The organism is Streptomyces sp. AC558_RSS880, assembly GCF_019049255.1.
In the GTDB taxonomy this organism is placed as follows: Bacteria; Actinomycetota; Actinomycetes; order Streptomycetales; family Streptomycetaceae; genus Streptomyces.
The window spans coordinates 57131-78400 of sequence record NZ_JAGMUJ010000084.1 but is presented as its reverse complement, the minus strand read 5'-3'; the positions used below and the strand labels follow the sequence as shown (position 1 = coordinate 78400).

The window sequence follows — 21270 nt, the reverse complement described above, 5'->3', positions numbered from 1 at the left end:
GCCCTTCCCCTTGCCCTCGAACACCCTTGAGCACTCTTGAGCACGCGTTGAGGAGAACCAGCGTGAAAGCGACCCAGGAACTCTACGAACTCGGCGACGCGCCCGAGATCGGCACCGCACCCCGGCGGATGTACGCCTCGCTGATCCGCCGTGAGCGCTACGGACAGCCCGTCGACGCCTTCCGGACCGAGGTGGTCGACGTCCCGCCCGTGGGGCGCGGACAGGTCCTGGTGAAGGTGATGGCGGCCGGCATCAACTACAACAACGTCTGGGCGGCGCTCGGTTCGCCGCTCGACGTGATCGCCGCCCGGCAGAAGGCGGGCGCCACCGAGGACTTCCACATCGGCGGCTCCGACCTGTCCGGGATCGTGTGGGCGGTCGGCGAGGACGTACGCGGCGTGAAGCTCGGCGACGAGGTCGTCGTCCTCGCCAACCGCTGGGACGAGAAGGCCGACGACATCCGCCTCGGCGGCGACCCCACCTGGTCCACCAGCCAGCGGGTGTGGGGGTACGAGGAGAACTACGGCTCCTTCGCCCAGTTCGCGGTCGTCGACGACTACATGTGCCACCCCAAGCCCGCCCGGCTGTCCTGGGCGGAGGCCGCCTGCTACATGGCGACCGCGGCCACCGCCTACCGCCAGCTCTTCGGCTGGCCGCCGCACACGGTGCGCCCCGGCGACCCGGTGCTGATCTGGGGAGGCGCCGGCGGACTGGGCTGCATCGCCATCCAGCTCGTCCGGCACGTCGGCGGCATCCCCGTCGCGGTCGTCTCCAGCGAGGAACGCGGCGAGTTCTGCCTCAAACTGGGCGCCGAGGGCTGGATCGACCGGCGCCGGTTCGACCACTGGGGGCGGCTCCCGGACACCTCCGACGACGAGGCGATGGGCCGCTGGCTGTCGGGGGCCCGCGCCTTCGGGCGGGCCTTCTGGGAGGTGCTCGGCGAGCGCCGCAGCCCGCGCATCGTGCTGGAGCACTCCGGCGCCGACACCATCCCCACGTCCCTGTACCTGTGCGACAACGGCGGCATGGTCGTCCTGTGCGGCGGCACCACCGGCTACAACGGCGACGTCGACCTGCGTTTCCTGTGGATGCGGCAGAAGCGCCTGCAGGGCTCGCACGTCGCCACCGCCCGCGAGGCACGGGAGGTCACCCGGCTGATCGACCAGGGGATCATCGACCCGTGCCTGTCCCGGACCTTCGATTTCGACGAGATAGGCATCGCCCACCAGCTCATCCACGACAACCGGCACCCGGCGGGGAACATGGCCGCACGGGTGGGCGACCGGGGATGAGGGACGGGGCGGCGGTGCGCGGGGCCGGGTGATTCGCGCTCGGCCGGAGGGGTACCTGCGGCGGGGTACGACGCACGTGTACTTCCGGGAGGTGTCCCATGGGCAAGCTGGGCGACATGATGAACAAGGCCAAGCGGATGGCCAAGGGCCATCCCGACCAGGCCGACAAGGGCGTCGCGGGCGCCGAGCGAGCGGTCGACCAGCGGACGGGCGACAAGTACGACGCCCGGACCGACAAGGCCGCCGACGCGGTGCGGCGCTCCTACCGGGACGGCGGTACGCCGGAGCGCTGACCCGGTACGAACGACTTCCCCCTCCCCGGGACGATGCCCCGGGGAGGGGGAAGCACGGGGTCAGCCGCGGGCGCCGGCCCGGCCGACGACGTAGCCGAACACGCCCGCCCCGACGCGTACCACCCGCACCCGCACGGCGTGGGCGGGATCCGTGCGCAAGCAGACGCGCAGGCCGTCCCCGCAGGGGGACGCCCGCAGGTCCCGCGGACTCCCCGCCGGTCCGGCCCGGCAGCCGCTCTCCGGCACGTCCAGGGCCTTCCACGCGGCCTCCTCGGCGGAGAACAGCTCCGTCACCGACCAGGCCGCACCCGCACCGAGCGGCATCTCCTCGTCATCGAGCAGTGCCTCCTCGTCCGCGCGCAGCACCAGACGGGCCGCGTCGCGGGGGAGGGGCCGCGGCTCCAGGTCGCAGCCGAGCGGCAGGTCCCGGCCCGGGGCGCGGGCCACGGCGACGGCGGTCCCGGCACTGTGCGAGATCGACGCCGCCCGGCCCGGCGGATACACCGGCAGCCGTCCCGAACGCGGGATCTCACCGCACTCCGGCCCCACCGCGCGCAGGGCCCGGCGGGCGGCCCGCCGCCCGGCCAGGAACTCCAGCCGGCGCTTCGGCGGCATCGACGCCGCAGCGGCCGCCTCGGCGGGCCCGGCCGGCTGCGGACACGGCTCCGAGACGGCCGCGACGCCCGGACCGAGCCCGGCGACGGCCGGCAGCGGACGCAGCGCGGACACGTCACCGTCCGCCACCTGCCGCCGCACGCGCTCACACCCGCAGCAGCTTCTTGACGATCTTCCCGGCGGGATTGCGCGGCACCTGCTCGACGAACTCCACCCGCCGCGGGCGCTTGTACGGGGCGAGCAGTCCCGCGACATGCGCGAGCAGCGCCGCCGCGCCCGTTTCCGCATCCGGCTCCAGGGCCACGTACGCCAGCGGCACCTCGCCGTAGTCCTCGTCGGGCATCCCGACGACCGCCGCGTCCCGGACCGCCGGGTGGGTCATCAGGGCGCGCTCGATCTCCGAGGGGTAGACGTTCTGGCCCGCGCGGATGATCACGTCCTTCGTGCGGTCCACCAGGCTGATGCGGCCCTCGTCGTCCATGAAGCCGAGGTCGCCCGTCCTGATCCAGCCGTCGAGGGTGATCTCGCGGGTGGCCTCCGGGTCGTTCCAGTAGCCCCGCATGACGCCCGGCCCGCGCACCACGATCTCCCCGGTGCCGCCGGGCGGCAGCTCCCGGCCGCCCTCGTCCACCGCGCGGGCTGACATGCCCGGTATGACCCGCCCGCACGGGATACGGACGGTGACGTCCCCGGGGGCGGGGTGCTCGTCGGGGCCGAGCGTGACGAACGGGCCGCCCACCTCGGTCATGCCGTACACCTGCCGGAAGCCGCAGCCGAGCCGCTCGACCGCGTCCGCGTAGACGTCGAGCGGCATGGGGGCGGCCCCGTACAGGACCTCCCGCAGGGAGGACAGGTCGGCACGGTGGGACGCCCGGGCCTGCAGCATGAAGCGCAGCATCTGCGGCACCAGCCACATGTGGGTGGCCCGGTGCCGTTCCACCGCGGACAGCGCCCGCTGCGGGGTGAAGCCGGGCATCAGCACGACCGTCGCGCCGGCCGCCAGGTAGGTCAGGGACACGACCATGCTGCCGTGGTACAGCGGGCAGCAGTTGACCATGACGATGTCGTCGGTGGGGCGGGCCATCACCAGCCAGCCCAGGGCGATGGCCCGGAACGACGCGCTGTCGACGACGACGCCCTTGGCCTGCCCGGTGGTCGCCGAGGTGTGCAGCACGGCGATCGGGTCGGTGTCGGCGACGTCCGGCAGGTCCCGTCCGGCGGCCAGGGTGCCCAGCGCCGCGAAGGCGGGTTTGTCGAAGGCCAGCCGGATCCGCACCGACGCCGGCAGTTCGGCGTGCCGGTCCAGCAGCTCGGACTCACCGAGGACCGCCACCGCGCCGACGCGCTCGACGATCCCGGCGACCTCGGGCTCGGCCAGGCTGTGGTTCAGCGGCACGAACAGCGCACCGAGCCGGGCCAGCGCGAAGTAGCTCTCCAGGACCTCGATCCGGTCCTTGGAGAGCACGGCGACCCGGTCGCCCCGCTCGATGCCCAACTCGGCCAGCCCGCGTGCCAGTTCCAGCGTGCGGTCGTGGAACTCGGCCCAGGTGACGCTGCGTTCCTCGTCGACCAGCGCGGTCCGGCCGGGCCGGCACTGGCGGTTGCGCTCCAGCAGTTGCGTCAGCCACATCACGCACCGCCGCTCGCACCGGCGACCGCGTGCTCGGCCACGAAGCGCTCGTAGTCGCCGATCGTGCGCAGCTCCTCCATGTCCTGGGCGGTGATCTCCACGCCGAGCCGCTGCTCCACCAGGAGGACGAGGCGCACCAGGTCCCCGGAGTCGATGCCGCTGGCGGCCAGGTCGACGTCGTCGCCGACCTGGTCGGCGTACTCGGCCGTACCGGTGAGTTCGACCAGCAACTCCCTGATGGTGCTCATGGTTTCCCCTTTCGCCTCGGCGTGCCGGCCGCCGCGCGGTGTACGACTGTCACCCCCTGAAGAGGCGGGTGGGGCCCGGTCCCACTCCCCGGGCCGGTCCGTGAGCTTTGTCACGCGCCCGAACCTCGTGCGGCGGGGATAGCGGGGCCGCGCGCCCGGCCTCTTACCGCAACGAAGCCACCCGCCCCGCCCGCCCCGCGCGGGCGGTCCCGAGCCGAAGGAGTGATGCGCGTGCCCAGGCAGCCGGTACGGGCCCGGACCCCGGGACGGTGCCCGCAGCACGGCACCGCCCCGGCGTTCACCGGACGCCCGGGCGGTACCCGGTGAGCGCCTCGACCACCACCGCCGCGGACGAGGACGAGCTGCTCGCCCGCTTCGACGCGCTCATCGCCGGCGGTGAGACGGTCGAACCGCGCGACTGGATGCCCGACGGATACCGCCGCATGCTGGTCCGCCAGATCGCCCAGCACGCCCACTCCGAGATCATCGGCATGCAGCCGGAGGGCGCCTGGCTCACCCGCGCCCCGTCCCTGCACCGCAAGTCGGTCCTCCTCGCCAAGGTCCAGGACGAGGCCGGTCACGGCCTGTACCTGTACTCCGCCGCCGAGACGCTCGGCGTGGACCGCGCCGACCTGCTGGACGCCCTGCACCACGGTCGGCAGCGCGCCTCCGCCACCTTCAACCACCCCGCGCTGACCTGGGCGGACACCGGGGCCATCGCCTGGCTGACGGACGGTGCCGCCGTCATCAACCAGGCCCCCCTGTGCCGCACCTCCTACGGGCCGTACGCCCGGGCGATGCGCCGCGTCTGCCAGGAGGAGGCCTTCCACGTGCGGCAGGGCTACGACCTGATGCGCGCCCTGTGCGAGGGGACGCCACAGCAGAAGGAGATGGCGCAGGACGCGGTGAACCGCTGGTGGCTGCCGGCCGTGGCGCTGATGTTCGGGCCGCCCGACACCGAGGCGGGCGGCGCCGACGCGCGGACCGCCGCGCTGGGCGCCGCGGTCTCCCGCCGCGCGATCGCCTGGGGTATCAAGCGCCACACCAACGACGAACTGCGCCAGCGTTTCGTCGACCAGTGCGTGCCCCAGGCCGAACGCCTCGGCCTGACGCTGCCCGACCCGGCGATCCGCTGGAACGAGGAACGCGGCCACTACGACTTCACCCCGATCGACTGGGACACCTACCGCGAGGCACTGGGCGACGACACCCACTGGGCGCGGCAGCGGATCGCGCACCGCAGGGCCGCGCACGAGGACGGCGCCTGGGTCCGTCGGGCCGCCGCCGCGTACGCCGCCCGGACGGACACGACGACAGGAGAGGACGCATGAGCGGGGCTCCGGAGGACGCACCGGCGTCCTGGGAGGTCTTCCTGCGGGCCCGCCGGGGCCTGGCCCACCAGCACGCGGGGTCGGTGCGCGCGGCCGGCCCGGACGCGGCGCTGGCCGCCGCCCGCGACCTGTACACGCGCCGGGGCGAACCCCTGTCGCTGTGGGTGGTCCGCTCCGACGCCGTGCACACGGTCCCCCCGGACGAACGCGACCCGTACTTCGCGGGCGCCCGCCACAAGCCGTACCGCCACCCCGAGCACTACGCGCCGCTGACCGAGAAAGGCCCCGAAGGTGAGCACCACGAGTGACCTCCCGGCGGTGCGCCCCGGCCCCCTGCCGGGCGAAGGGCCGTCCACCGACCCCGACCTGGCCCGGCACCTCCTGCGCCTCGGCGACGACGCCCTCGTCCTCGGGCAGCGCCTGTGCCAGTGGATCACCCGCGCGCCGACCGTCGACGAGGACCTGGCCCTGTCCAACATCGCCCTCGACCTCATCGGCCACGCCCGCACCCTGTTCACCCGGGCCGGACGGCTCGACGGAACCGGCCGCACCGAGGACGACCTCGCCTACACCCGCTCGGAACGCGAGTTCACCAACGCCCTGCTGACCGAACTCCCCAACGGGGACTTCGCGACGACCGTGGCCCGTCAGCTCGCCTACACCCACTACGCCGTCCTGTACTACGAGACGCTCGCGCACCGCGCCACCCCCGAACTCGCCGCGTTCGGGGCGCGCGCCGCCAAGGAGGTCGCCTTCCACCGGCTGCACGCGGACCGCTGGACGGTGACCCTGGGACGCGGCACCGAGGAGAGCGCCCGCCGCATGCAGCACGGCCTGGAACGGGTGTGGCCGTACACCGGCGAACTCTTCGAGGAGGACGGCCCACTGCGCCGCCTGGCCGCGTCCGGAGCCGCGCCCTCACCGGCACCCCTGCGCGAGACATGGCTCGAGCGCGTCACCGGCGTCGTCACCGAGGCGGGCCTCACCGTGCCCGCACCCACCTGGTCGGCCACGGGAGGCCGTTCGGGCCTGCACACCGAGGAGTTCGGCCCGCTGATCGCCGAACTGCAGTCGGTGCGGCGGCAGTTCCCCGGAGGCACCTGGTGAGCGGGGGGAACCCGGTGAGCGGGCCGGCCACGGCCCGCCGCTCCGCCGAGGAGGTGCGCGAGCGGGTGGAGGCGCTTTTGGACCCGGAACTGCCGGTGATCGGCCTGGGTGACCTCGGCGTGGTGGGCTCCGTCGCGCCGGGCGCCGACGGCGTGCTGGAGGTGGAGATCACACCCACCTACCTGGGCTGCCCCGCACTGCCCGAGATCACCGCCGCGGTACGGGACGTCCTGGCCGACTGCGGCCACCCCGACGGCCGTGTCCGGCAGGTCCTGACGCCGCCCTGGACGACGGACCGTGTCACCCCCGAGGGGCGGCGCAAGCTCGCCGCGCACGGCATCGCCCCGCCCGTGTCCCCGGCCCCCGCCGGCCCGGTCACCGTCGAACCGGTCGCGGTGCCCTGCCCGCACTGCGGCTCACGGGCCACCCGGCCGCACAGCCCCTTCGGGCCCTCCCGCTGCCAGTCGGTGCTGTGGTGCACGGCGTGCCGCGAGCCCTTCCCCCACCTGACCGCACTGTGAGACACACCGTGGACACCGCGACCATCCCGCCCGCCTCCCCCGACGAGGCACCGGCCGGCCCGCCCCGCCGCACCGGCTGGCACCCGCTCGACGTCACCGAGGTCCGTCACCTGACCGCCGACACGGTGGCCGTCACCCTGAACGTGCCCGCCGCACTGCGCGACGTCTTCACCCACCACCCCGGCCAGCACGTCACCGTCCGGCACCGCCGGGCCGGCGCCGTACTGCGCCGCAGCTACTCGGTCTGCCCGCCGCCGCACGCACCCGAGACGCTCCGCCTGGTGATCGGACGGGCCGGCCCCGGCGGTTTCGGCGAGCACGCCACCACCCGGCTCGCCCCCGGCGACCACCTCGAACTCTCCCCGCCCACCGGGACTTTCGCCCTGCCGGAGCTGCCCGGCGCCCACCACGTCCTCCTCGCGGGCGGCACCGGCATCACTCCCCTGGCCCCGATGGCCGCCCATGCGCTGCGCCGGGACCCGGCCTGCCGCGTCAGCCTCGTCCACTCGGTCCGCACCTCCGCCGACGCCCTGCTGGCCGACGAAGCGGCCGAGCTGAAGGACGAGTTCGTCGACCGCCTCACCGTCCTGTACGTGCTGACCCGTGAGGACCCGGGGAGCGGGGGCGGCCTGCTCACGCGGCGGCTGGACGCGGCCGGGCTGCGCCGCCTGCTGGCGGCCGTGGACGCCCGTCCCGGCCGGGACACCACGTTCGCCCTGTGCGGACCCCCCGGCCTCATCGACACCGCACGGCGGGTCCTGGCCGACGAGGGAGCCGATCCGTCGCTCGTCCGCTGGGAACTGTTCACGGCCGGCGGCACGGCACCACGGCCACCGGAGACGACCGGACCGGTACCGGAGACGACCGGACCGGTACCGGAGGCGGGGGAGGCCCGGGTCACCGCCCTGCTCGACGGGCGCCGCCGTGCCGCCACCGTCCTGCCGCACGACCCGGCCCTCCTCGACGCGCTGCTGCGCGCCCACCCCGACGTGCCGTACGCCTGCCGTGAGGGCGTGTGCGGCAGCTGCCGCGCGAAGGTCCTGTCCGGTCAGGTGACGGCGGACCGCCAGCACGCCCTGGACGAGCGGGACCGCGCCGCCGGCTACACCCTCGTCTGCCGGGCCCGGCCGCGCACCCCCGAGATCACCCTCGACTTCGACGCCTGATCCGCACGCCACGCCACCCCTCAGCGAAGGAGACCCACGATGACCGCCACCGCCCGCCACGCGGGAAAGACCGCCCTGGTCACCGGAGGCAGCCGGGGCATCGGCAGAGCCATCAGCCGCCGCCTCGCCCGCGAGGGCGCCCTGGTGGCGGTCCACTACGGCCACGACCTCACCGCCGCCGAACGCACCGTCAAGGAGATCGAGGCCGACGGCGGCCGCGCCTTCCCCGTACACGCCGAACTCGGCGTCCCCGGCGACGCCGACACCCTCTGGTCCGCCTTCGACGCGGCCCTGGCCGAGCAGGACGTCCCGGCGGGCCTGGACGTCCTCGTCAACAACGCGGGCATCACCGTCCCCCGCCCCCTCGCCCAGGTCACCGAGGCCGACTACGACCGCGTCTTCGCGATCAACACCAAGGCACCGTTCTTCATCATCCAGCGCGGCCTGGACCGCCTGCGCGACGGCGGCAGGATCGTCAACATCTCCTCCGTCGCGACCCGCGTCGCCTTCCCGGCGATCGTCTCGTACACCATGACCAAGGCCGCCCTCGACTACCTCACCCTCTCCCTGGCCCAGGAACTGGGCCCCCGGGGCATCACCGTCAACGCCGTCGCACCCGGCTACACCGAGACGGAGATCAACCCCACCCTCGCCGTCCCGGAGATCCGCCGCCGCTACTCCGAGGCCTCCGCCTTCGGCCGGCTCGGCGACCCGGCGGACATCGCCGACGTCGTCTCCTTCGTCGCGAGCGACGACGCCCGCTGGGTGACCGGCCAGTGGATCGACGCCTCCGGCGGCGCCCACCTCGGTGTGTGACCCGTACGCACCCCCAGGAGATGCGATGAACGACCGCACGTCCGCCCTCGACGAGCCGGCGACGGACGACGCCCTGACCCGGCCCTTCGCGGGCGCCAGCCCCTACGACACGTATGTGCACGCGTCCGTGCTCAACTCGCTGCAGCACCCGCTCACCGAGGCCCCGGACGAGATGGGGTTCCTCGTCACCACCCAGGTGATGGAGCTGTGGTTCACCCTGATCGTGCACGAGTGGCGCACGGCCCGGGTGGCCTTCGCCAAGGACGACCTGCCCGCGGCCATGGACGCGCTGGAGCGCAGCCGCCGCGCGCTGACCGCCCTGGGCGGCGCCTGGGCGCCCATCGCCGCGCTGACCCCCGCCCGGTTCAACGGTTTCCGGGCCGCGTTCGGCCGGGCGTCGGGTTTCCAGTCGGCGATGTACCGCCACATGGAGTTCCTCCTCGGTGACAAGTCCGCCGGGCTGCTGCGCGCCCACCGCGGCGATCCGGCCGTCCACGAGGCGCTCGCCGAGACCTACCGCGAACCGTCCCTGTACGACGAGGTGCTGGCCCACCTCCACCGCCAGGGCCTGCCCGTCCCGCGCCACGTCCGCGAGCGGGACGTGACCAGCCCCTACACCGGCGACCCCGGGGTCGTGGAGGCCTGGCGGCACGTCTACGCCGGACCACAGCACCACCCCCACCTGGCATTGGGCGAACTGCTCACCGACATCGCCGAACTCGTCACCCGCTGGCGGTTCGACCACCTCCTGGTGGTCCGCCGTGCCATGGGCGTCAAGCCGGGCAGCGCCGGCTCCGCCGGACTCGCCTGGCTGGAGCAGCGGGCGGCCCGCCCGGTCTTCCCCGAACTGTGGGAGGTGCGCGGTGACGTCTAGGGTGATCTCCGCCTTCGCCGCCGAGGAGGAGCGGCGGGTCCTGAGCCTGAAGCCGGTGCTGGCACCGGCGCACGGCCGCTACGGCGACCATCCCCACCAGTCCTACGACGCCTGGCCGTCCGACGACCCCGGCGCCCCGCTGGTCGTCCTGCTGCACGGCGGCTACTGGCGCTACGACCGGATGCACCTCACCCCGTTCGCGGCCTACCTCTCCCAGCAGGGCTTCGACGTCCTGCTCCCCGGCTTCCGCCGGTCCGGCGGCGCGGGCGGCTACCCCGAGACCTTCGACGACGTCGCCCGCATCGTGGACACCCTGCCCCAGGGACGGCCCTACGTCCTCGCGGGCCACTGCTCCGGCGGCCACCTGGCACTGTGGTGCGCCGCCCGGGGGCTGCTGCCGCCCGGCTCGCGCTGGCACACGCGCACCCTGCCGACGAGCGTGCTCGCCCTCGCGCCGATCACCGACCTCACCGCCACCCGCCGCGACGGCCTCAGTAACGACGCCGCTCTGCAACTCCTCGGCGGTGAGCAGCACTTCGCGGAGCGGCTGCCCGAGACCGACCCCCTCACCCTGCTGCGGGACGCCGGCACCACCGGCGTTCCCACCGTGCTGCTGCACGGCGCCGCCGACGAGGAGGTCCCGCTCACCCAGTTCAGCGACTACGCGGCCGTGCACCGGGACCTCAGGACGGTCGTCCTGCCCGGCACCGGCCACTACACCCTCATCGAACCGGGAGCACCCGGTGCCCGCGCGGTCGCCGACACCCTCCGGGAGATGACGGCCGCCTTCACCCCGGCCGACCCCGGCCGCGCGGACGAGGAGGCCGCACGCCGATGACCACCGCACTCTCCGCACCGGCCGACCTGCGCGAGCGGGCCGCACGGCTCGACGCCGACGACCCCCTGGCCCCCCTCCGCGCGCGCTTCCTGCTCCCGCCGGACGTCGTCCACCTCGACGGCAACTCCCTGGGCCCGCTGCCCGCCGCCGTGCCGGCGGCCCTCGACGACGTCGTGCGGCGCCAGTGGGCCACCGGACTCATCGGCTCCTGGAACGCGGGCGGCTGGTGGGAGGCGCCCCTGCGGGTGGGGGACGCCATCGGCACGCTCATCGGGGCCGCGCCGGGGCAGACGGTCGCGGGCGACTCCACCAGCGTGCAGGTGTTCACCGCGCTCGACGCCGCGGCCGCGCTCCGTCCGGACCGCCCGCTGCTGGTCACCGACCCCGGGCACTTCCCCACCGACCGCTATCTGGCGGACGCGGTCGCCCGCCGCCGGGGCCTGGAGGTACGTCGGGTGCCGCCGGAGGACCTCCCGCGCTTCCTCGCCGCCGAGGGCCACCGGGTCGCCGTCGTCAGCTACGCGCCCGTCGACTTCCGCACCGGCGAGCTGTACGACATGCGGGCGCTGACCCGGGCCGCCCACGACGCCGGCGCCCTCGCGCTGTGGGACCTGTGCCACGCGGCCGGCGCCCTGCCCCTCGACGTCGACGCCCTCGGCGTCGACCTGGCCGTCGGCTGCGGCTACAAGTTCCTCTCCGGCGGCCCCGGCGCCCCCGCCTTCCTGTACGTGGCGCACCGCCACCACGCCGACCTGGAAACGCCGTTGCCGGGCTGGACCGGCCACGCCGACCCGTTCGGCCTGGCCCGGGAGTACACGCCCGCCCCCGGCATCGCCCGCGCCCGCATCGGTACCCCGCCGATCCTGTCCCTGCTCGCCCTCGAGGCGGCCCTCACCGCCTTCGACGGCGTCGACCTGACCCGGGTCCGCGCCAAGAGCCTCTCCCTGACGGGCTTCTTCCTGCGCTGCGCGGACGAACTCCTGACCCCCCTGGGCTTCGCCTCCGTCACCCCGGCCGACCCCGCCCGCCGCGGCAGCCAGGTCACCCTCCGCCACCCCCACGCCCGCGGGCTGGTCGCCGCCCTCGCCGAGAACGGCGTCATCGCCGACATGCGCGCGCCCGACCTGCTGCGCTTCGGCGTCAACGCCCTCTACACCAGCCACCGGGACCTGCTCACCGCCGCCCTCCGCCTGCGGGACCTCACCCGGGACGCCGCCTACGACCCCGCGCCACCGGCCACGGGACCGGTGACCTGAGGGCCCCGCGGCCGGCCTGCCCACCGGGCGCGGCGGTCCTGTGGGACGGACCCCTCGTCCTGGACGCGCGACCGAGCCCGGCGTCCCTGGTGACGGCCGCTCTCCCGCGCGACGACGCGCCGCCGCATGCGGCGGCGCGTCGTCGCGCGGCCACTTCACCCGAGCCTGCGCACCCTCGACTTCGGCGGCGGGGAGAGGGCGAGGAGCTCGTCGCGCAGTCGGGCACCCCGGGCCTCTTCGGTGGCGCCTGCCCCTTCCTCCCGACCGGAGTCAGGCGCCGCTCGTCGTACCTGTCCGGCCTCGCCGTCAGTACCCGCGGGGAGGCCGGTTGGGGTCGAACTGCTGGACCTTCCTGGCGAGATCGGAACCGTCGATGGCAACGCCGTACCGGCTGCGGACGTACCGCATCGCGGCGGCGATGCATGCCACGGGGTCGTAGATGTTCACCGAGGTACCGGGAGCGTGGCGCTGGGCGAATGTTTGCGGGATGCACTGCACGATGCCCCGGGAGCACTGGAAATGTGTGAGTGAGCCGTTCAGCCTCACGATCCGCCCGTCGCCCAGATGACCGTCCCCGAAGTCCTTGACTTTGCTGAAGCCGGGAGGTGTTTTGGCGTTGGAGTCCCACAGGTTGCAGGCGTTGGGGTTGCCGGACGATTCGCGTACGACGGCTGTCTTGAAGCCTTTCACCCAGTGGCTGCTCGCCTGGACCCCGGCCGCCGTACTCGCCTGGGCGATCCAGTCCTCCAGCGTGCCCTCGGGCGTGTACCGATGGAACGTCACCTGCTTCGGGTCGATCTGCCCCATGGCATCGATGCCGGTGCCATCCGTCGTCCCGCCCACCGGGAAACCGGTACGTACCCGGAACAGCCCGGCGCGCTGCCCGAGTTCCGTCAGCGACTGCATGCCGGGTGTCCCGACGGCGTCACTGCCGGAGAAGTGCAGCATCGTACGGCGAAACTCGTCGTAGAGGTCCTGAGTGGCGGTCTCGAAGATCCCGCGTTCATCGGCCACGTCCGTGTGCATGACCCTTTTCAGCCCGTCCTGCACCAGAGCCACATCGGCCTTCGGGCCGGCGTCCCCGCCCGGCTGCGCCTGCTCCTCCCGGGCACTGTGCGTCGAGGCCCAGACCACCTGGTTCAGGCTGACCCAGGGCTGCTCCGCCGCCGGGGACGAACCCGCCCTGACGTTGAACAGCTCTGACCGCCTGCCCAGTTCGACCAGCTCCTGCACGCCGGGAACGCCGTGGCCGTCCGCCCCGGAGCGGCCCAGCTTCTCCGTGCGGAATCGCTCGAAGAGCTCCTGCGTCTCCACCTCGAACACGGAGTGCGGGTCACCCGGGGCGACGCCCATGACCTTTTCCAACGCGTCCTGGAGGAGAGCGACATCGTCCGCCGTGGTGCCGTCGCCGTTTCCCGCGGCCTGCTCCTCGGCCGTAGGGTGAGCGGCCGCCCAGGTGAGCTGGATCGAGGACACCCACGGCAGCGCCTCCTCGACCTCTGCCACGGGCAGGGCGTCGGACTCGAGGGACGAGGCAACGGCCATATAGGTATATCCGGGTTTGTTCTTCAAACCCGGATCGGCCGTGACAATTCCTTCCGCGAATTTCGGCAGCCCGTATCCGTAGAGATAACTGTCCCGGCGGGCACGCTTTTTCAGGTAGACCCCGTTGCCTTCGGATGAACCGTTGGCGTTGGTGTTCCCCTCGATGGTGTACGCATAATCCGCGTCGTATTTGTGGACGAGTCCGACGTGTTGGCCCCCCGAGTGGCCGAAGAAGACCATCGCTCCGATCGCGGGATAGTACGAGAACCTGCCGCGGCTCTTGTACCAGTTGACGGCCGTCGAGCAAGAGGCGGTTACAGGTGCCAGGATCTTTACGCCGGCCTGCTGGAATGCCCAGGACTGAAAGGTCTGACACCATGCCTGGTTCTGTGACCACTCCAGTCCGGGAACGGCGGGGGAAAATTTCTGATGGTTGTTGTAGTGGCCGTTCGAGAAACCTTCACGGTATCCTACTTCGGTCTTCTCGATGGCGATGAGGGTGTCTGTCTGGCTCATCGTGGTCCATCTCCTCTCCCGCGGTCTTCAGGCCCAGAGAGCGAAGGAAAACGAAGGAAGGATACGGGAATTCGGCCACCGGTCACCGGGCTCGCGCGGCTGTTATGCCCATGCTATCGCTGGTGGTACGGTGCCGCATCTCACTCCTCATGAATCGTCAGGGGTTACGCTTACCGGAGCAGAACTCGTGATGTCGCACTGAGCGTTTTCCAGCCTCGGTTTGAACAGGCCAGACGCAGGGTGAAGACGGCCTGAACGAGGGTGGTGGGTGACGCGGTGGTGGAGCCCAGCGCGAGCGTCAGCCGACGGGCGTGCTGCCCCACGGTCCGAGCAGGACCCGTTCCGACTGCTCGCCGCCGAACAGCATGCGGGCCTCGACCGGCGCGGCCTCAGTGGTGAGGACGAGGTCCAGCGCGTCGGAGCCGAACCGTTCGCTCCGCGCCAGCCCGCCGCCCCCGCCGCCGGCAGCCACGGCGTGAGGGCTCCGGAGCGAGCCCCGTGCTTCTCGCGCTGCTCCACGAGCAGCCGCAGTACGCGTGGGCCTGAGCCGCCCGCGAGCGGCAGTCGGCGCGGGCCCCACACCGTCACCGCCTCGGCACTGCCCGGCAGGTGCCGCTCGGCGAACTGCTGTGCCACCACGCCCAGTCCGTCACGCAGCAGCGTGCGCAGCGCCTGAGCGGGGTCGGCGGCGTGGAGAACCAGCGGCAGTTCGCGGCGCGCCCGGGGGTCGAGGGTGGCCTTGGGCTCGGCGGCGTACAGCCGCAGCAGGGCGGCGCGCTGTTCGGGGTTGCTCAGGGTGGCCGGCAGGGGCAGCAGGACCGGTTCGGCGGCCAGCGCGTTGACCGTCCCCGGGGCCACTCCCGGGCCCATCACGACGGCGACGTACTCCCCACAGACGATCCCCCTCCACCATGATCAACCCGAAGATCGTCCCACCCGGTCAGTCAACGTGACAGTGCCCGACCGACTGCTCGTCCGACACCGGCCCGTCGGTCGGCTCCTCCACCGCCTCGGCCCCGACAGCGGTCTCGGTCCTCTGGGGTCTCTTCTCGATCAGCAGATCCGCCGTTGGCCGGACACTCCCGGCGGTCGGGGCCCGTGACACGGCAGGGCCCCTGGTCGTTGCGGCTGGTGATCTCACTCGCCGACGTCTCGACACGGAAGTCCTGTCGGTTCCGTATCGAGCCGTGCTCGACGTCCCGCACGAGGTCGTTGAGTACGTTTCCTGGGGTGTCGATGAGTTTGGGAAGCACTGGCTCTCTTGCCGGGGTAGCGCCGGGATGCTCCTGGTGAAAGGTGCTGGCCATGCGACAGACGGGCACTGCGGTCATCCGCCGGTCGTACCACTTCGTCGGCCGTCAGACGGAGCCGAGTCAGCTCTCAGAGCGATGCTCGGGGCCCCCGTGACTGGGATCTTCATTACTGAAAGGACCGAACAGCGGTTCACCGAAGCCGAGGACCGCCCATGCGGCAGCCCCTGCACGCCAAAGACCCCGCTCCCGTCCGCCCCGGACGATTACGCGTCGCATGGCGGGCGGCCCACGAGCCCGTTGCCGGAGTGTCACGACGGATGCGACTGGTGGCCTACGCCGTTCCGTTGACCGTCCTTCCTTCCGGTATCTGGCGGCTTCCGGCCGCGTTCGGCGACGGTCGCGGACTCGGCGAACGGGCGTACGTCGTCTCCCTGTCGGTTCTGTCCGAAATCTTGGCGTTCACCGCGATCGGTCTGATCGCCCGCTGGGGTGAGGTGTTCCCGCGGTGGATCCCGTTCCTCCGCGGCCGCCGGGTTCCGCGAAGGGCAGCCGTTCTCCTGGCCGCCATCGGGGTTGCGGGCCTCACTCTCCTGTTCACCCTTCTGTTCATCGCCTCCGAGATCAGGGGTACCACCATCCGAGGCGGCGACCTGCCGGCCGACTTCCCCAGCCAGGCCGGCGGCTGGGAAGCTGCCTGGTTCTACTTCTGCTACGCGCCGCTGACCCTGTGGGGGCCGCTGCTGGGCGTGCTGACCGTCGCGTACTGGAAACGCCGTTCCGCGGCCGAGAGGACACCTGTGGCGGCGTGAGATCGCCGTCGGCTTCCGATGCGCACGCCGGAGACCGGGGCCGTAGGCGAGCAGTGCCGAGAACTCGCTTCGGAGAGCAGCCTCTGCCGACGGGTTACTTGTTCCCCGGCCGCCCGGGCGACGTGTGGGGGATGGCATCCGATCCGACCGTCGCCAGCCAGCCAGCCAGCCAGACGGGCGGCTGGCTGTCCCGCTTCCGCGGCCACGTCAGTGAGCCGTTTCCTGCCTGGCGGTAGCGCCCGGGTGTGGGCGGTCGGCGCCTATTGCGGAAGCCGCGCTGCAGCACCCACGGCATCACCGACATCGTGAAGGCCGTTCTCGTCCTTCACCACGCATCAGCACGAGGCGGAGAACGGCTCAGTGCCACGCTCCACCACGGCGCGGCTACCGGGCTGGTCGCATGATCGTGTTACGCGCTCAAAGGCCGGAGGCTCCCTTGCGGAGCCACGAGGACGGTAACGGGGGCGGTCGAGGACCGTCCGGCGGGGCCCGGCGCCCCTCGGCTCACAGCAGCAGGGGCAGGGCGACGAGGGCCGCTCCGCTCGCGCCGAGGGCCGCCAGTAGTGAGCCGGGCCAGTCGCCGGACTGGGCGTAGGTGAGCAGCCCGGCCAGCAGTCCCGCCACCACCGAGGCCAGAAGGATAAGGGCCCACCGCAACGACAGCCGGTCCGGCGTGGGCGTGGGCGGGGACGGTTCGGACATACGGCTCTCCTGCCGCTGTGTCAGGACGGGACGGGGCGGCCCTCTCCTGCGGACCGCCGCGCGCCGGCGCCGGTCCCGATGCGGCCCATCCCGCGACCCACCCGGCCGTGCCCGGCGCCACCGGCACCTCTCGAATGATGACCACCGTACCCATCTGAGCGCTACCAGAGAAGGCTGCTGATATGGCATCACGGACCGAGCAGGGGCACGAAAGGGCGTTCACTGCCCTTCGCGCGCCCTGGCGTGCGCCCGTCCCGCCCTCCGTGCTCCCGCACCCGGCCTCGCACTCCCGGAAGTGGTGTCCGTACCGCTGACCACGGAGACTCTGTGACCTAGCCTTCGGGTCATGACTGGTCCCGCATTGGACCCACCCGTGGACACCGACGACGCCCTCCGGGGCTCCACCGCCCAGGTCGTGGCCCGCCTAGGCTGCCAGATCGTCGAGGGCGCCAAGCACCGCGACCGGCACCTGACCGTCGACGCCGTCGTGCAGGAGTTCGGCGTCACCCGCTCGATGGCCCGCGAGGCCCTGCAGACCCTGCACCAGAAGGGCCTGCTCACCCTCCAGCCCCGCATCGGGGCCACCGTCCAGCCGCTGGAGCGCTGGGACCTCCTGGACGCCGACGTGATCGCCTGGCGCCTGGAAGTCGCCCCCGACAGCCAGATGCGGTCCCTGACGGAACTGCGCGAGGTCATCGAACCCCGCGCGGCCCGGCTGGCGGCGCAGAGCAGATCCGCGGAGATCTGCCACGACCTCACCAGCCACGCCCGCACCCTGCTCGCCCTCAGCCGGGAACCCGACTTCGAACGGCCGCGGGAGGGTGCGGCGGTCCGCCAGCGGTTCCGGGACGTCGACGCCGCCTTCCACCGCACCCTGCTCGCCGGCTCCCGTAACGAGCTGTTCCTGCACCTCTCCCATCCCGTCGCCATGGCTCTCAACCACCGCATCGACCGGGACTGGGCCGGCGGCCGCCCGGGGGAGCGGACCGCCTCGGCACGGGCCCTGACCGGCTCCGATACCGTGCAGAGCTATCCCGTACGGCCGCTGCCGATCGCCATGTGGCTGCACATGGGGCTCGCCTACGCCGTCGACCAGGGACGGGCCACGGCCGCCGAGGCGTTCGCGGAAGCCATTCTCGCCGAGATCCGCGGCGGGCGGCTCCAGGACCCCGCCGTCCTCGACCGGTTGCGGGAGGGACTGGCGCAGTTCGACCCGCGCGGGCTGCCCGCCGCGTACCGCGAGGGCTTCCGGGACGCCCTCGCCGCGCTGGTCCGCACCCGGCGCGCCCCCGTCGTCGTGATGGGGGTCAGTGGCTGCGGCAAGACCACCGTCGGCGAGTACCTGGCGGAGTCGCTGCGGGCGCCGTTCGAGGAGGGCGACCGGCTCCACCCGCGACGCAACGTGGAGGCCATGAAGGCCGGCACGCGCCTCGACGACAGCATGCGCAGCCCGTGGCTGGCCGCCGTCGCCGAGCGGATGAAGGGCGCCGGCCCGGAGGAAGGGCTGGTGATCACCTGCTCGTCCCTACGCCGGATCTACCGCGAACTGCTGCGGGTGGCCCGCCCCGACGCCTTCTTCGTGCACCTGGAGCTCGACCGGGAAGAGGCCGTCGCCCGGGTCAGGGGCAGACAGGGGCACTTCATGCCGGCCTCGCTGGTGGACTCGCAGTTCGAGGACCTGGAGCCGCTCCAGGACGACGAGGCCGGCATGACCGTCGACGCGACGCTGCCGGTGGAGCGGATCGTGGCGGAGGCGCAGACGGCACTGGCCGGCCATGCGCGAAGACGGGCGGCCGGGGAGCTCTGAGCGCAAGGCATCCACGACCGCGACCGCGACTGTGAAGAGGGGAACCTGCCATGAGGATCGTGTCGGCCGAGGTGATCGTCACCAGCCCGGGACGCAACTTCGTCACCCTGCGCCTCACCACTGAGGACGGTGTCACCGGCCTCGGCGACGCCACGCTCAACGGCCGTGAACTGGCCGTCCAGTCCTACCTGGAGAACCACGTCGCCCCCCTCCTCCTCGGGAGCGACGCCACCCGCATCGAGGACACCTGGCAGTACCTGTACCGGGGCGCGTACTGGCGGCGCGGGCCCGTCACCATGGCGGCCGTCGCAGCCGTCGACACCGCCCTGTGGGACATCAAGGCCAAGTGCGCCGGCATGCCGCTCTACCAGCTCCTGGGAGGTGCGTCCCGCACCGGCGCCCTGGCCTACGGCCACGCCTCAGGCCGCGACATCCCCGAACTCCTCGACTCCGTACGGGCCCACCTGGAGCAGGGCTACCGCGCCATCCGCATCCAGAGCGGCATCCCCGGCCTGGGCCCGGTGTACGGGGTCGCCGCCGGCACGGACGGCGCGGACCGCTACGACTACGAGCCCGCCCGCCGCGCGGCCGCCGGCGGCATCCCCCTCCCGGTGACCGAAACCTGGGACACCAGGGCCTACCTGCGGCACGTCCCGGCCGTCTTCGAGGCCGTCCGGGCGGAGTTCGGCCCCGAACTGCCGCTGCTGCACGACGGCCACCACCGCATGACCCCCATCCAGGCCGCCCAACTCGGCAAGGCACTGGAGCCCTACGACTTGTTCTGGCTGGAGGACGCCACCCCCGCCGAAGACCAGGCGGCCCTGCGCCTGATCCGCCGGCACACCACCACCCCGCTGGCCATCGGCGAGGTCTTCAACTCGGTGTACGACTACACCACCCTGCTCAGCGAGCGCCTGATCGACTACGTGCGCTCCGCCGTCACCCACACCGGCGGCATCACCGCGATGCGCAAACTCCTCGACCTCGCCGACGTGTTCGGCATCAAGTCCGGCATGCACGGCCCCACCGACATCTCACCCGTCGGCATGGCCGCCGCCCTGCACCTGGACCTGGCGATCCACAACTTCGGCATCCAGGAGTACATGCAGCACTCCGACCGCACCCTGGAGGTCTTCCGCACGGCCTTCACCTTCAAGGACGGCCTCCTGCACCCCTCCGACACCCCCGGCCTCGGCGTCGACCTCGACACGGAGGCAGCGGCCCACCACCCCTACGAACCGGCCTACCTCCCCGTCAACCGCCTGACGGACGGCACGATGCACGACTGGTGAGCCGCGCTGCGCGGATTCGGCCAAGGCCGGACCGGCCGGCCCCGGGACCGTGTTCACCGATCCGATGACGACCACACCGCCGCCCGGCGGCCCGACAGTCGCCGGGCGGGCACCGCTCAGCGCGGTCCTCGACGAACCGGCCCGACGCCGCCCCGTCTTCCATTCCGAGACGGGCCTGCAGCACAGCTTCGCCCCACTCCTCCGGGAACTGGCACCCGAGGTGCGCTCCGGACCGGAAGTGCCGCGGAGGCACAACGGCCGGGTGGAACGCCTGGCCCTCCTGTGTCTCGGCTCCCCGGGTCGCACGGCCACCGAGTTCAAGTACCCCACCCGGCGCTGGACCGGCACTGCGGGCTGCGACTTCTCATTTTGACGTCATCCATGTTTCTCACGTGGATGTCACCGATGTCGGTCGGACAGGGCGTCATTTTGTCGACAGCCGGCGAGAAGGCCTCGTGACATTGGAGGAGAAGACCCGGCGCACCGAAGTGAGAAACCCATCTGTACCAAGCTCCGCACCGATCCCGTCCACGCGACCGGCCCGCCGCGCGCCCTGTTCGTCCTGACGAACCTCGAAGGAGCCCGCCGACGGATGATCCACACCCGAGACATCCGCCCAACACCAGCATGACCACCCCGAACGCCCCTCACGCCACCATCCTGACCAGCTACTTCAAGAGGGCGCAGCGTCACTGAAGCGCGCAGCCACGGAGCGTCACGGAGTCCACGTAGGTTTCCGAAGCTCGATCGCCGGTTACCGAGAAGTCATATTCGGCGCGGTACGGCTCCGTCCTGCCAGCGGTAGAGGTCGCGCAGCAGGGAAATCTCGGCGCCGTGATGGATCAGCTCCCTGTTGACGTGCAGGACGATGCCCTCCATGGGAAACCGCTCGGGACCCACCGCGGGCGGATTCTCCAGGTCGGCGTCCGAGAGCTCGCGGACCCCCGCGTTCCATCTCCCGTACATCTCATCGAGCTGTTTCAGCGCCTCGTCAGCGGTCCCCGCGTAGGCGAATGTCCGGGAGTCGACGTCCTGGCCGCCGAAGTGCCATCCGACCCGATAGCCCAGGCAGGAGACGATGATGTGTGCCAGCCGCCAGGCAATCGTGGTCACCGGCGCCGGCACCGGGTCAGGGGACGCGGAGTCCATCGTCCATTCCCCCGAACCCGCCGACATCGGTGCGGCCGACGTGCCACGTGGGCGGATGCTCCAGCAGCCGCGCACCGGCTCCCAGAAGTACTCCTCATCGGCAAGACCGTGCAGCCGCGGCCGCAGGTTCTTGTGCCAGTGCCGGTCCAACTGGTCCGCGAGCCGCTCGCTTCTTGTCATTTCCGCACACTACATACAACGGAGACCTGG

The 21270-nt window shown here is 72.4% G+C and carries 22 protein-coding genes and 1 pseudogene; 16 read left to right on the top strand and 7 right to left on the bottom strand.

The window, feature by feature from the left end; all coding sequences use genetic code 11:
• Nucleotides 1-62 precede the first annotated feature (62 nt).
• Both ccrA and KUM38_RS25215 read left to right on the top strand, forming a co-directional pair.
• Nucleotides 63-1292 carry a crotonyl-CoA carboxylase/reductase gene (ccrA, locus tag KUM38_RS25220; protein WP_217131978.1) on the top strand — a complete coding sequence of 410 codons (1230 nt, stop codon included), beginning with the start codon at nucleotides 63-65 and terminating at the stop codon, nucleotides 1290-1292.
• A gap of 98 nt (nucleotides 1293-1390) precedes the next feature.
• The gene (locus KUM38_RS25215) at nucleotides 1391-1585 is read left to right on the top strand and encodes an antitoxin (RefSeq protein ID WP_217131976.1); all 195 of its coding nucleotides are present in this window, start codon (nucleotides 1391-1393) and stop codon (nucleotides 1583-1585) included.
• Nucleotides 1586-1645: 60 nt separating this feature from the next.
• On the opposite strand, the gene KUM38_RS25210 is transcribed toward KUM38_RS25215, so the two are convergent.
• Genes KUM38_RS25210 through KUM38_RS25200 form a run of 3 tightly spaced genes read right to left on the bottom strand, consistent with a single transcriptional unit; the run spans nucleotide 1646 to nucleotide 4078 of the window.
• Entirely contained in the window at nucleotides 1646-2341 is a 696-nt protein-coding gene (locus KUM38_RS25210; RefSeq protein ID WP_308409041.1) for an enterobactin synthetase, read from the bottom strand.
• Nucleotides 2342-2345: 4 nt separating this feature from the next.
• Nucleotides 2346-3830 (bottom strand): class I adenylate-forming enzyme family protein, encoded by a 1485-nt coding sequence (locus tag KUM38_RS25205; protein WP_217131972.1) that lies wholly within the window; start codon nucleotides 3828-3830, stop codon nucleotides 2346-2348.
• Nucleotides 3830-4078 carry an acyl carrier protein gene (locus tag KUM38_RS25200; protein WP_217131970.1) on the bottom strand — a complete coding sequence of 83 codons (249 nt, stop codon included), beginning with the start codon at nucleotides 4076-4078 and terminating at the stop codon, nucleotides 3830-3832. The genes KUM38_RS25205 and KUM38_RS25200 overlap by 1 nt, the downstream gene beginning before the upstream one ends.
• Nucleotides 4079-4401: 323 nt before the next feature.
• Here KUM38_RS25200 and paaA point away from each other — a divergent pair, with 323 nt between their 5' ends.
• From paaA to KUM38_RS25155, 9 genes are read left to right on the top strand one after another with little or no spacing between them, the layout of a single operon-like run.
• Nucleotides 4402-5409, top strand: coding sequence for a 1,2-phenylacetyl-CoA epoxidase subunit PaaA (gene paaA, locus KUM38_RS25195; RefSeq protein WP_217131968.1), 1008 nt, complete (start codon nucleotides 4402-4404; stop codon nucleotides 5407-5409).
• Nucleotides 5406-5717 (top strand): 1,2-phenylacetyl-CoA epoxidase subunit PaaB, encoded by a 312-nt coding sequence (gene paaB / locus KUM38_RS25190; RefSeq protein ID WP_217131966.1) that lies wholly within the window; start codon nucleotides 5406-5408, stop codon nucleotides 5715-5717. The genes paaA and paaB overlap by 4 nt, the downstream gene beginning before the upstream one ends.
• Before the next feature lie 25 nt (nucleotides 5718-5742).
• Nucleotides 5743-6516: a 1,2-phenylacetyl-CoA epoxidase subunit PaaC gene (gene paaC, locus KUM38_RS25185; protein ID WP_254397748.1), complete on the top strand. Its 774-nt coding sequence runs from the start codon at nucleotides 5743-5745 to the stop codon at nucleotides 6514-6516.
• A 14-nt stretch (nucleotides 6517-6530) separates the two neighbouring features.
• Nucleotides 6531-7037: a 1,2-phenylacetyl-CoA epoxidase subunit PaaD gene (gene paaD, locus KUM38_RS25180; protein WP_217132766.1), complete on the top strand. Its 507-nt coding sequence runs from the start codon at nucleotides 6531-6533 to the stop codon at nucleotides 7035-7037.
• A gap of 8 nt (nucleotides 7038-7045) precedes the next feature.
• On the top strand, nucleotides 7046-8203 hold the full coding sequence (locus KUM38_RS25175) for a 2Fe-2S iron-sulfur cluster-binding protein (protein ID WP_308409040.1): 1158 nt from the start codon (nucleotides 7046-7048) through the stop codon (nucleotides 8201-8203).
• 39 nt (nucleotides 8204-8242) lie between these two features.
• Nucleotides 8243-9019: an SDR family oxidoreductase gene (locus KUM38_RS25170; RefSeq protein WP_217131963.1), complete on the top strand. Its 777-nt coding sequence runs from the start codon at nucleotides 8243-8245 to the stop codon at nucleotides 9017-9019.
• A gap of 25 nt (nucleotides 9020-9044) precedes the next feature.
• Complete coding sequence (locus KUM38_RS25165) at nucleotides 9045-9893, top strand: tryptophan 2,3-dioxygenase (protein WP_217131961.1); 849 nt, start codon at nucleotides 9045-9047, stop codon at nucleotides 9891-9893.
• Nucleotides 9883-10731: a S9 family peptidase gene (locus KUM38_RS25160; protein WP_217131953.1), complete on the top strand. Its 849-nt coding sequence runs from the start codon at nucleotides 9883-9885 to the stop codon at nucleotides 10729-10731. Before KUM38_RS25165 ends, KUM38_RS25160 begins: the two co-directional genes overlap by 11 nt.
• Nucleotides 10728-11987 (top strand): kynureninase, encoded by a 1260-nt coding sequence (locus tag KUM38_RS25155; protein ID WP_217131951.1) that lies wholly within the window; start codon nucleotides 10728-10730, stop codon nucleotides 11985-11987. The genes KUM38_RS25160 and KUM38_RS25155 overlap by 4 nt, the downstream gene beginning before the upstream one ends.
• 306 nt (nucleotides 11988-12293) lie before the next feature.
• On the opposite strand, the gene KUM38_RS25150 is transcribed toward KUM38_RS25155, so the two are convergent.
• Both KUM38_RS25150 and KUM38_RS25145 read right to left on the bottom strand, forming a co-directional pair.
• On the bottom strand, nucleotides 12294-14048 hold the full coding sequence (locus tag KUM38_RS25150) for a hypothetical protein (protein ID WP_217131949.1): 1755 nt from the start codon (nucleotides 14046-14048) through the stop codon (nucleotides 12294-12296).
• 298 nt (nucleotides 14049-14346) lie between these two features.
• On the bottom strand, nucleotides 14347-14520 hold the full coding sequence (locus KUM38_RS25145) for a hypothetical protein (RefSeq protein ID WP_217131947.1): 174 nt from the start codon (nucleotides 14518-14520) through the stop codon (nucleotides 14347-14349).
• Nucleotides 14521-15645: 1125 nt separating this feature from the next.
• On the opposite strand from KUM38_RS25145, the gene KUM38_RS25140 reads away from it, so the two are divergent.
• Nucleotides 15646-16110, top strand: a complete 465-nt coding sequence (locus KUM38_RS25140; RefSeq protein ID WP_374227075.1) for a hypothetical protein — start codon at nucleotides 15646-15648, stop codon at nucleotides 16108-16110.
• Between the two features lie 257 nt (nucleotides 16111-16367).
• Nucleotides 16368-16451, top strand: a pseudogene (locus tag KUM38_RS25135) (IS5/IS1182 family transposase); the annotation flags it as partial.
• A gap of 163 nt (nucleotides 16452-16614) precedes the next feature.
• Here KUM38_RS25135 and KUM38_RS25130 read toward each other — a convergent pair.
• Nucleotides 16615-16812: a hypothetical protein gene (locus KUM38_RS25130; RefSeq protein ID WP_217131942.1), complete on the bottom strand. Its 198-nt coding sequence runs from the start codon at nucleotides 16810-16812 to the stop codon at nucleotides 16615-16617.
• A 346-nt stretch (nucleotides 16813-17158) separates the two neighbouring features.
• On the opposite strand from KUM38_RS25130, the gene KUM38_RS25125 reads away from it, so the two are divergent.
• From KUM38_RS25125 to KUM38_RS25115, 3 genes are all read left to right on the top strand, one after another.
• Nucleotides 17159-18619 carry a gluconokinase, GntK/IdnK-type gene (locus KUM38_RS25125; RefSeq protein WP_217131940.1) on the top strand — a complete coding sequence of 487 codons (1461 nt, stop codon included), beginning with the start codon at nucleotides 17159-17161 and terminating at the stop codon, nucleotides 18617-18619.
• A 50-nt stretch (nucleotides 18620-18669) separates the two neighbouring features.
• Nucleotides 18670-19911, top strand: coding sequence for a D-mannonate dehydratase ManD (gene manD, locus KUM38_RS25120; protein ID WP_217131938.1), 1242 nt, complete (start codon nucleotides 18670-18672; stop codon nucleotides 19909-19911).
• Nucleotides 19912-19975: 64 nt separating this feature from the next.
• Complete coding sequence (locus KUM38_RS25115; RefSeq protein ID WP_217131936.1) at nucleotides 19976-20284, top strand: hypothetical protein; 309 nt, start codon at nucleotides 19976-19978, stop codon at nucleotides 20282-20284.
• Between the two features lie 392 nt (nucleotides 20285-20676).
• Here KUM38_RS25115 and KUM38_RS25110 read toward each other — a convergent pair whose 3' ends face one another.
• The gene (locus tag KUM38_RS25110; protein ID WP_217131934.1) at nucleotides 20677-21240 is read right to left on the bottom strand and encodes a DinB family protein; all 564 of its coding nucleotides are present in this window, start codon (nucleotides 21238-21240) and stop codon (nucleotides 20677-20679) included.
• Between the last annotated feature and the right edge of the window lie 30 nt (nucleotides 21241-21270).

What these genes read in the sequence shown, in the direction of transcription:
- KUM38_RS25215 (WP_217131976.1), top strand. Translation starts at nt 1,391, where the DNA reads ATGGGCAAGCTGGGCGACATGATGAACAAGGCCAAGCGGATGGCCAAG.
- KUM38_RS25205 (WP_217131972.1), bottom strand. Translation starts at nt 3,830, where the DNA reads ATGTGGCTGACGCAACTGCTGGAGCGCAACCGCCAGTGCCGGCCCGGC.
- KUM38_RS25200 (WP_217131970.1), bottom strand. Translation starts at nt 4,078, where the DNA reads ATGAGCACCATCAGGGAGTTGCTGGTCGAACTCACCGGTACGGCCGAG.
- paaB (WP_217131966.1), top strand. Translation starts at nt 5,406, where the DNA reads ATGAGCGGGGCTCCGGAGGACGCACCGGCGTCCTGGGAGGTCTTCCTG.
- KUM38_RS25170 (WP_217131963.1), top strand. Translation starts at nt 8,243, where the DNA reads ATGACCGCCACCGCCCGCCACGCGGGAAAGACCGCCCTGGTCACCGGA.
- KUM38_RS25165 (WP_217131961.1), top strand. Translation starts at nt 9,045, where the DNA reads ATGAACGACCGCACGTCCGCCCTCGACGAGCCGGCGACGGACGACGCC.
- KUM38_RS25155 (WP_217131951.1), top strand. Translation starts at nt 10,728, where the DNA reads ATGACCACCGCACTCTCCGCACCGGCCGACCTGCGCGAGCGGGCCGCA.
- KUM38_RS25150 (WP_217131949.1), bottom strand. Translation starts at nt 14,048, where the DNA reads ATGAGCCAGACAGACACCCTCATCGCCATCGAGAAGACCGAAGTAGGA.
- KUM38_RS25130 (WP_217131942.1), bottom strand. Translation starts at nt 16,812, where the DNA reads ATGTCCGAACCGTCCCCGCCCACGCCCACGCCGGACCGGCTGTCGTTG.
- KUM38_RS25125 (WP_217131940.1), top strand. Translation starts at nt 17,159, where the DNA reads ATGACTGGTCCCGCATTGGACCCACCCGTGGACACCGACGACGCCCTC.
- manD (WP_217131938.1), top strand. Translation starts at nt 18,670, where the DNA reads ATGAGGATCGTGTCGGCCGAGGTGATCGTCACCAGCCCGGGACGCAAC.
- KUM38_RS25115 (WP_217131936.1), top strand. Translation starts at nt 19,976, where the DNA reads ATGACGACCACACCGCCGCCCGGCGGCCCGACAGTCGCCGGGCGGGCA.
- KUM38_RS25110 (WP_217131934.1), bottom strand. Translation starts at nt 21,240, where the DNA reads ATGACAAGAAGCGAGCGGCTCGCGGACCAGTTGGACCGGCACTGGCAC.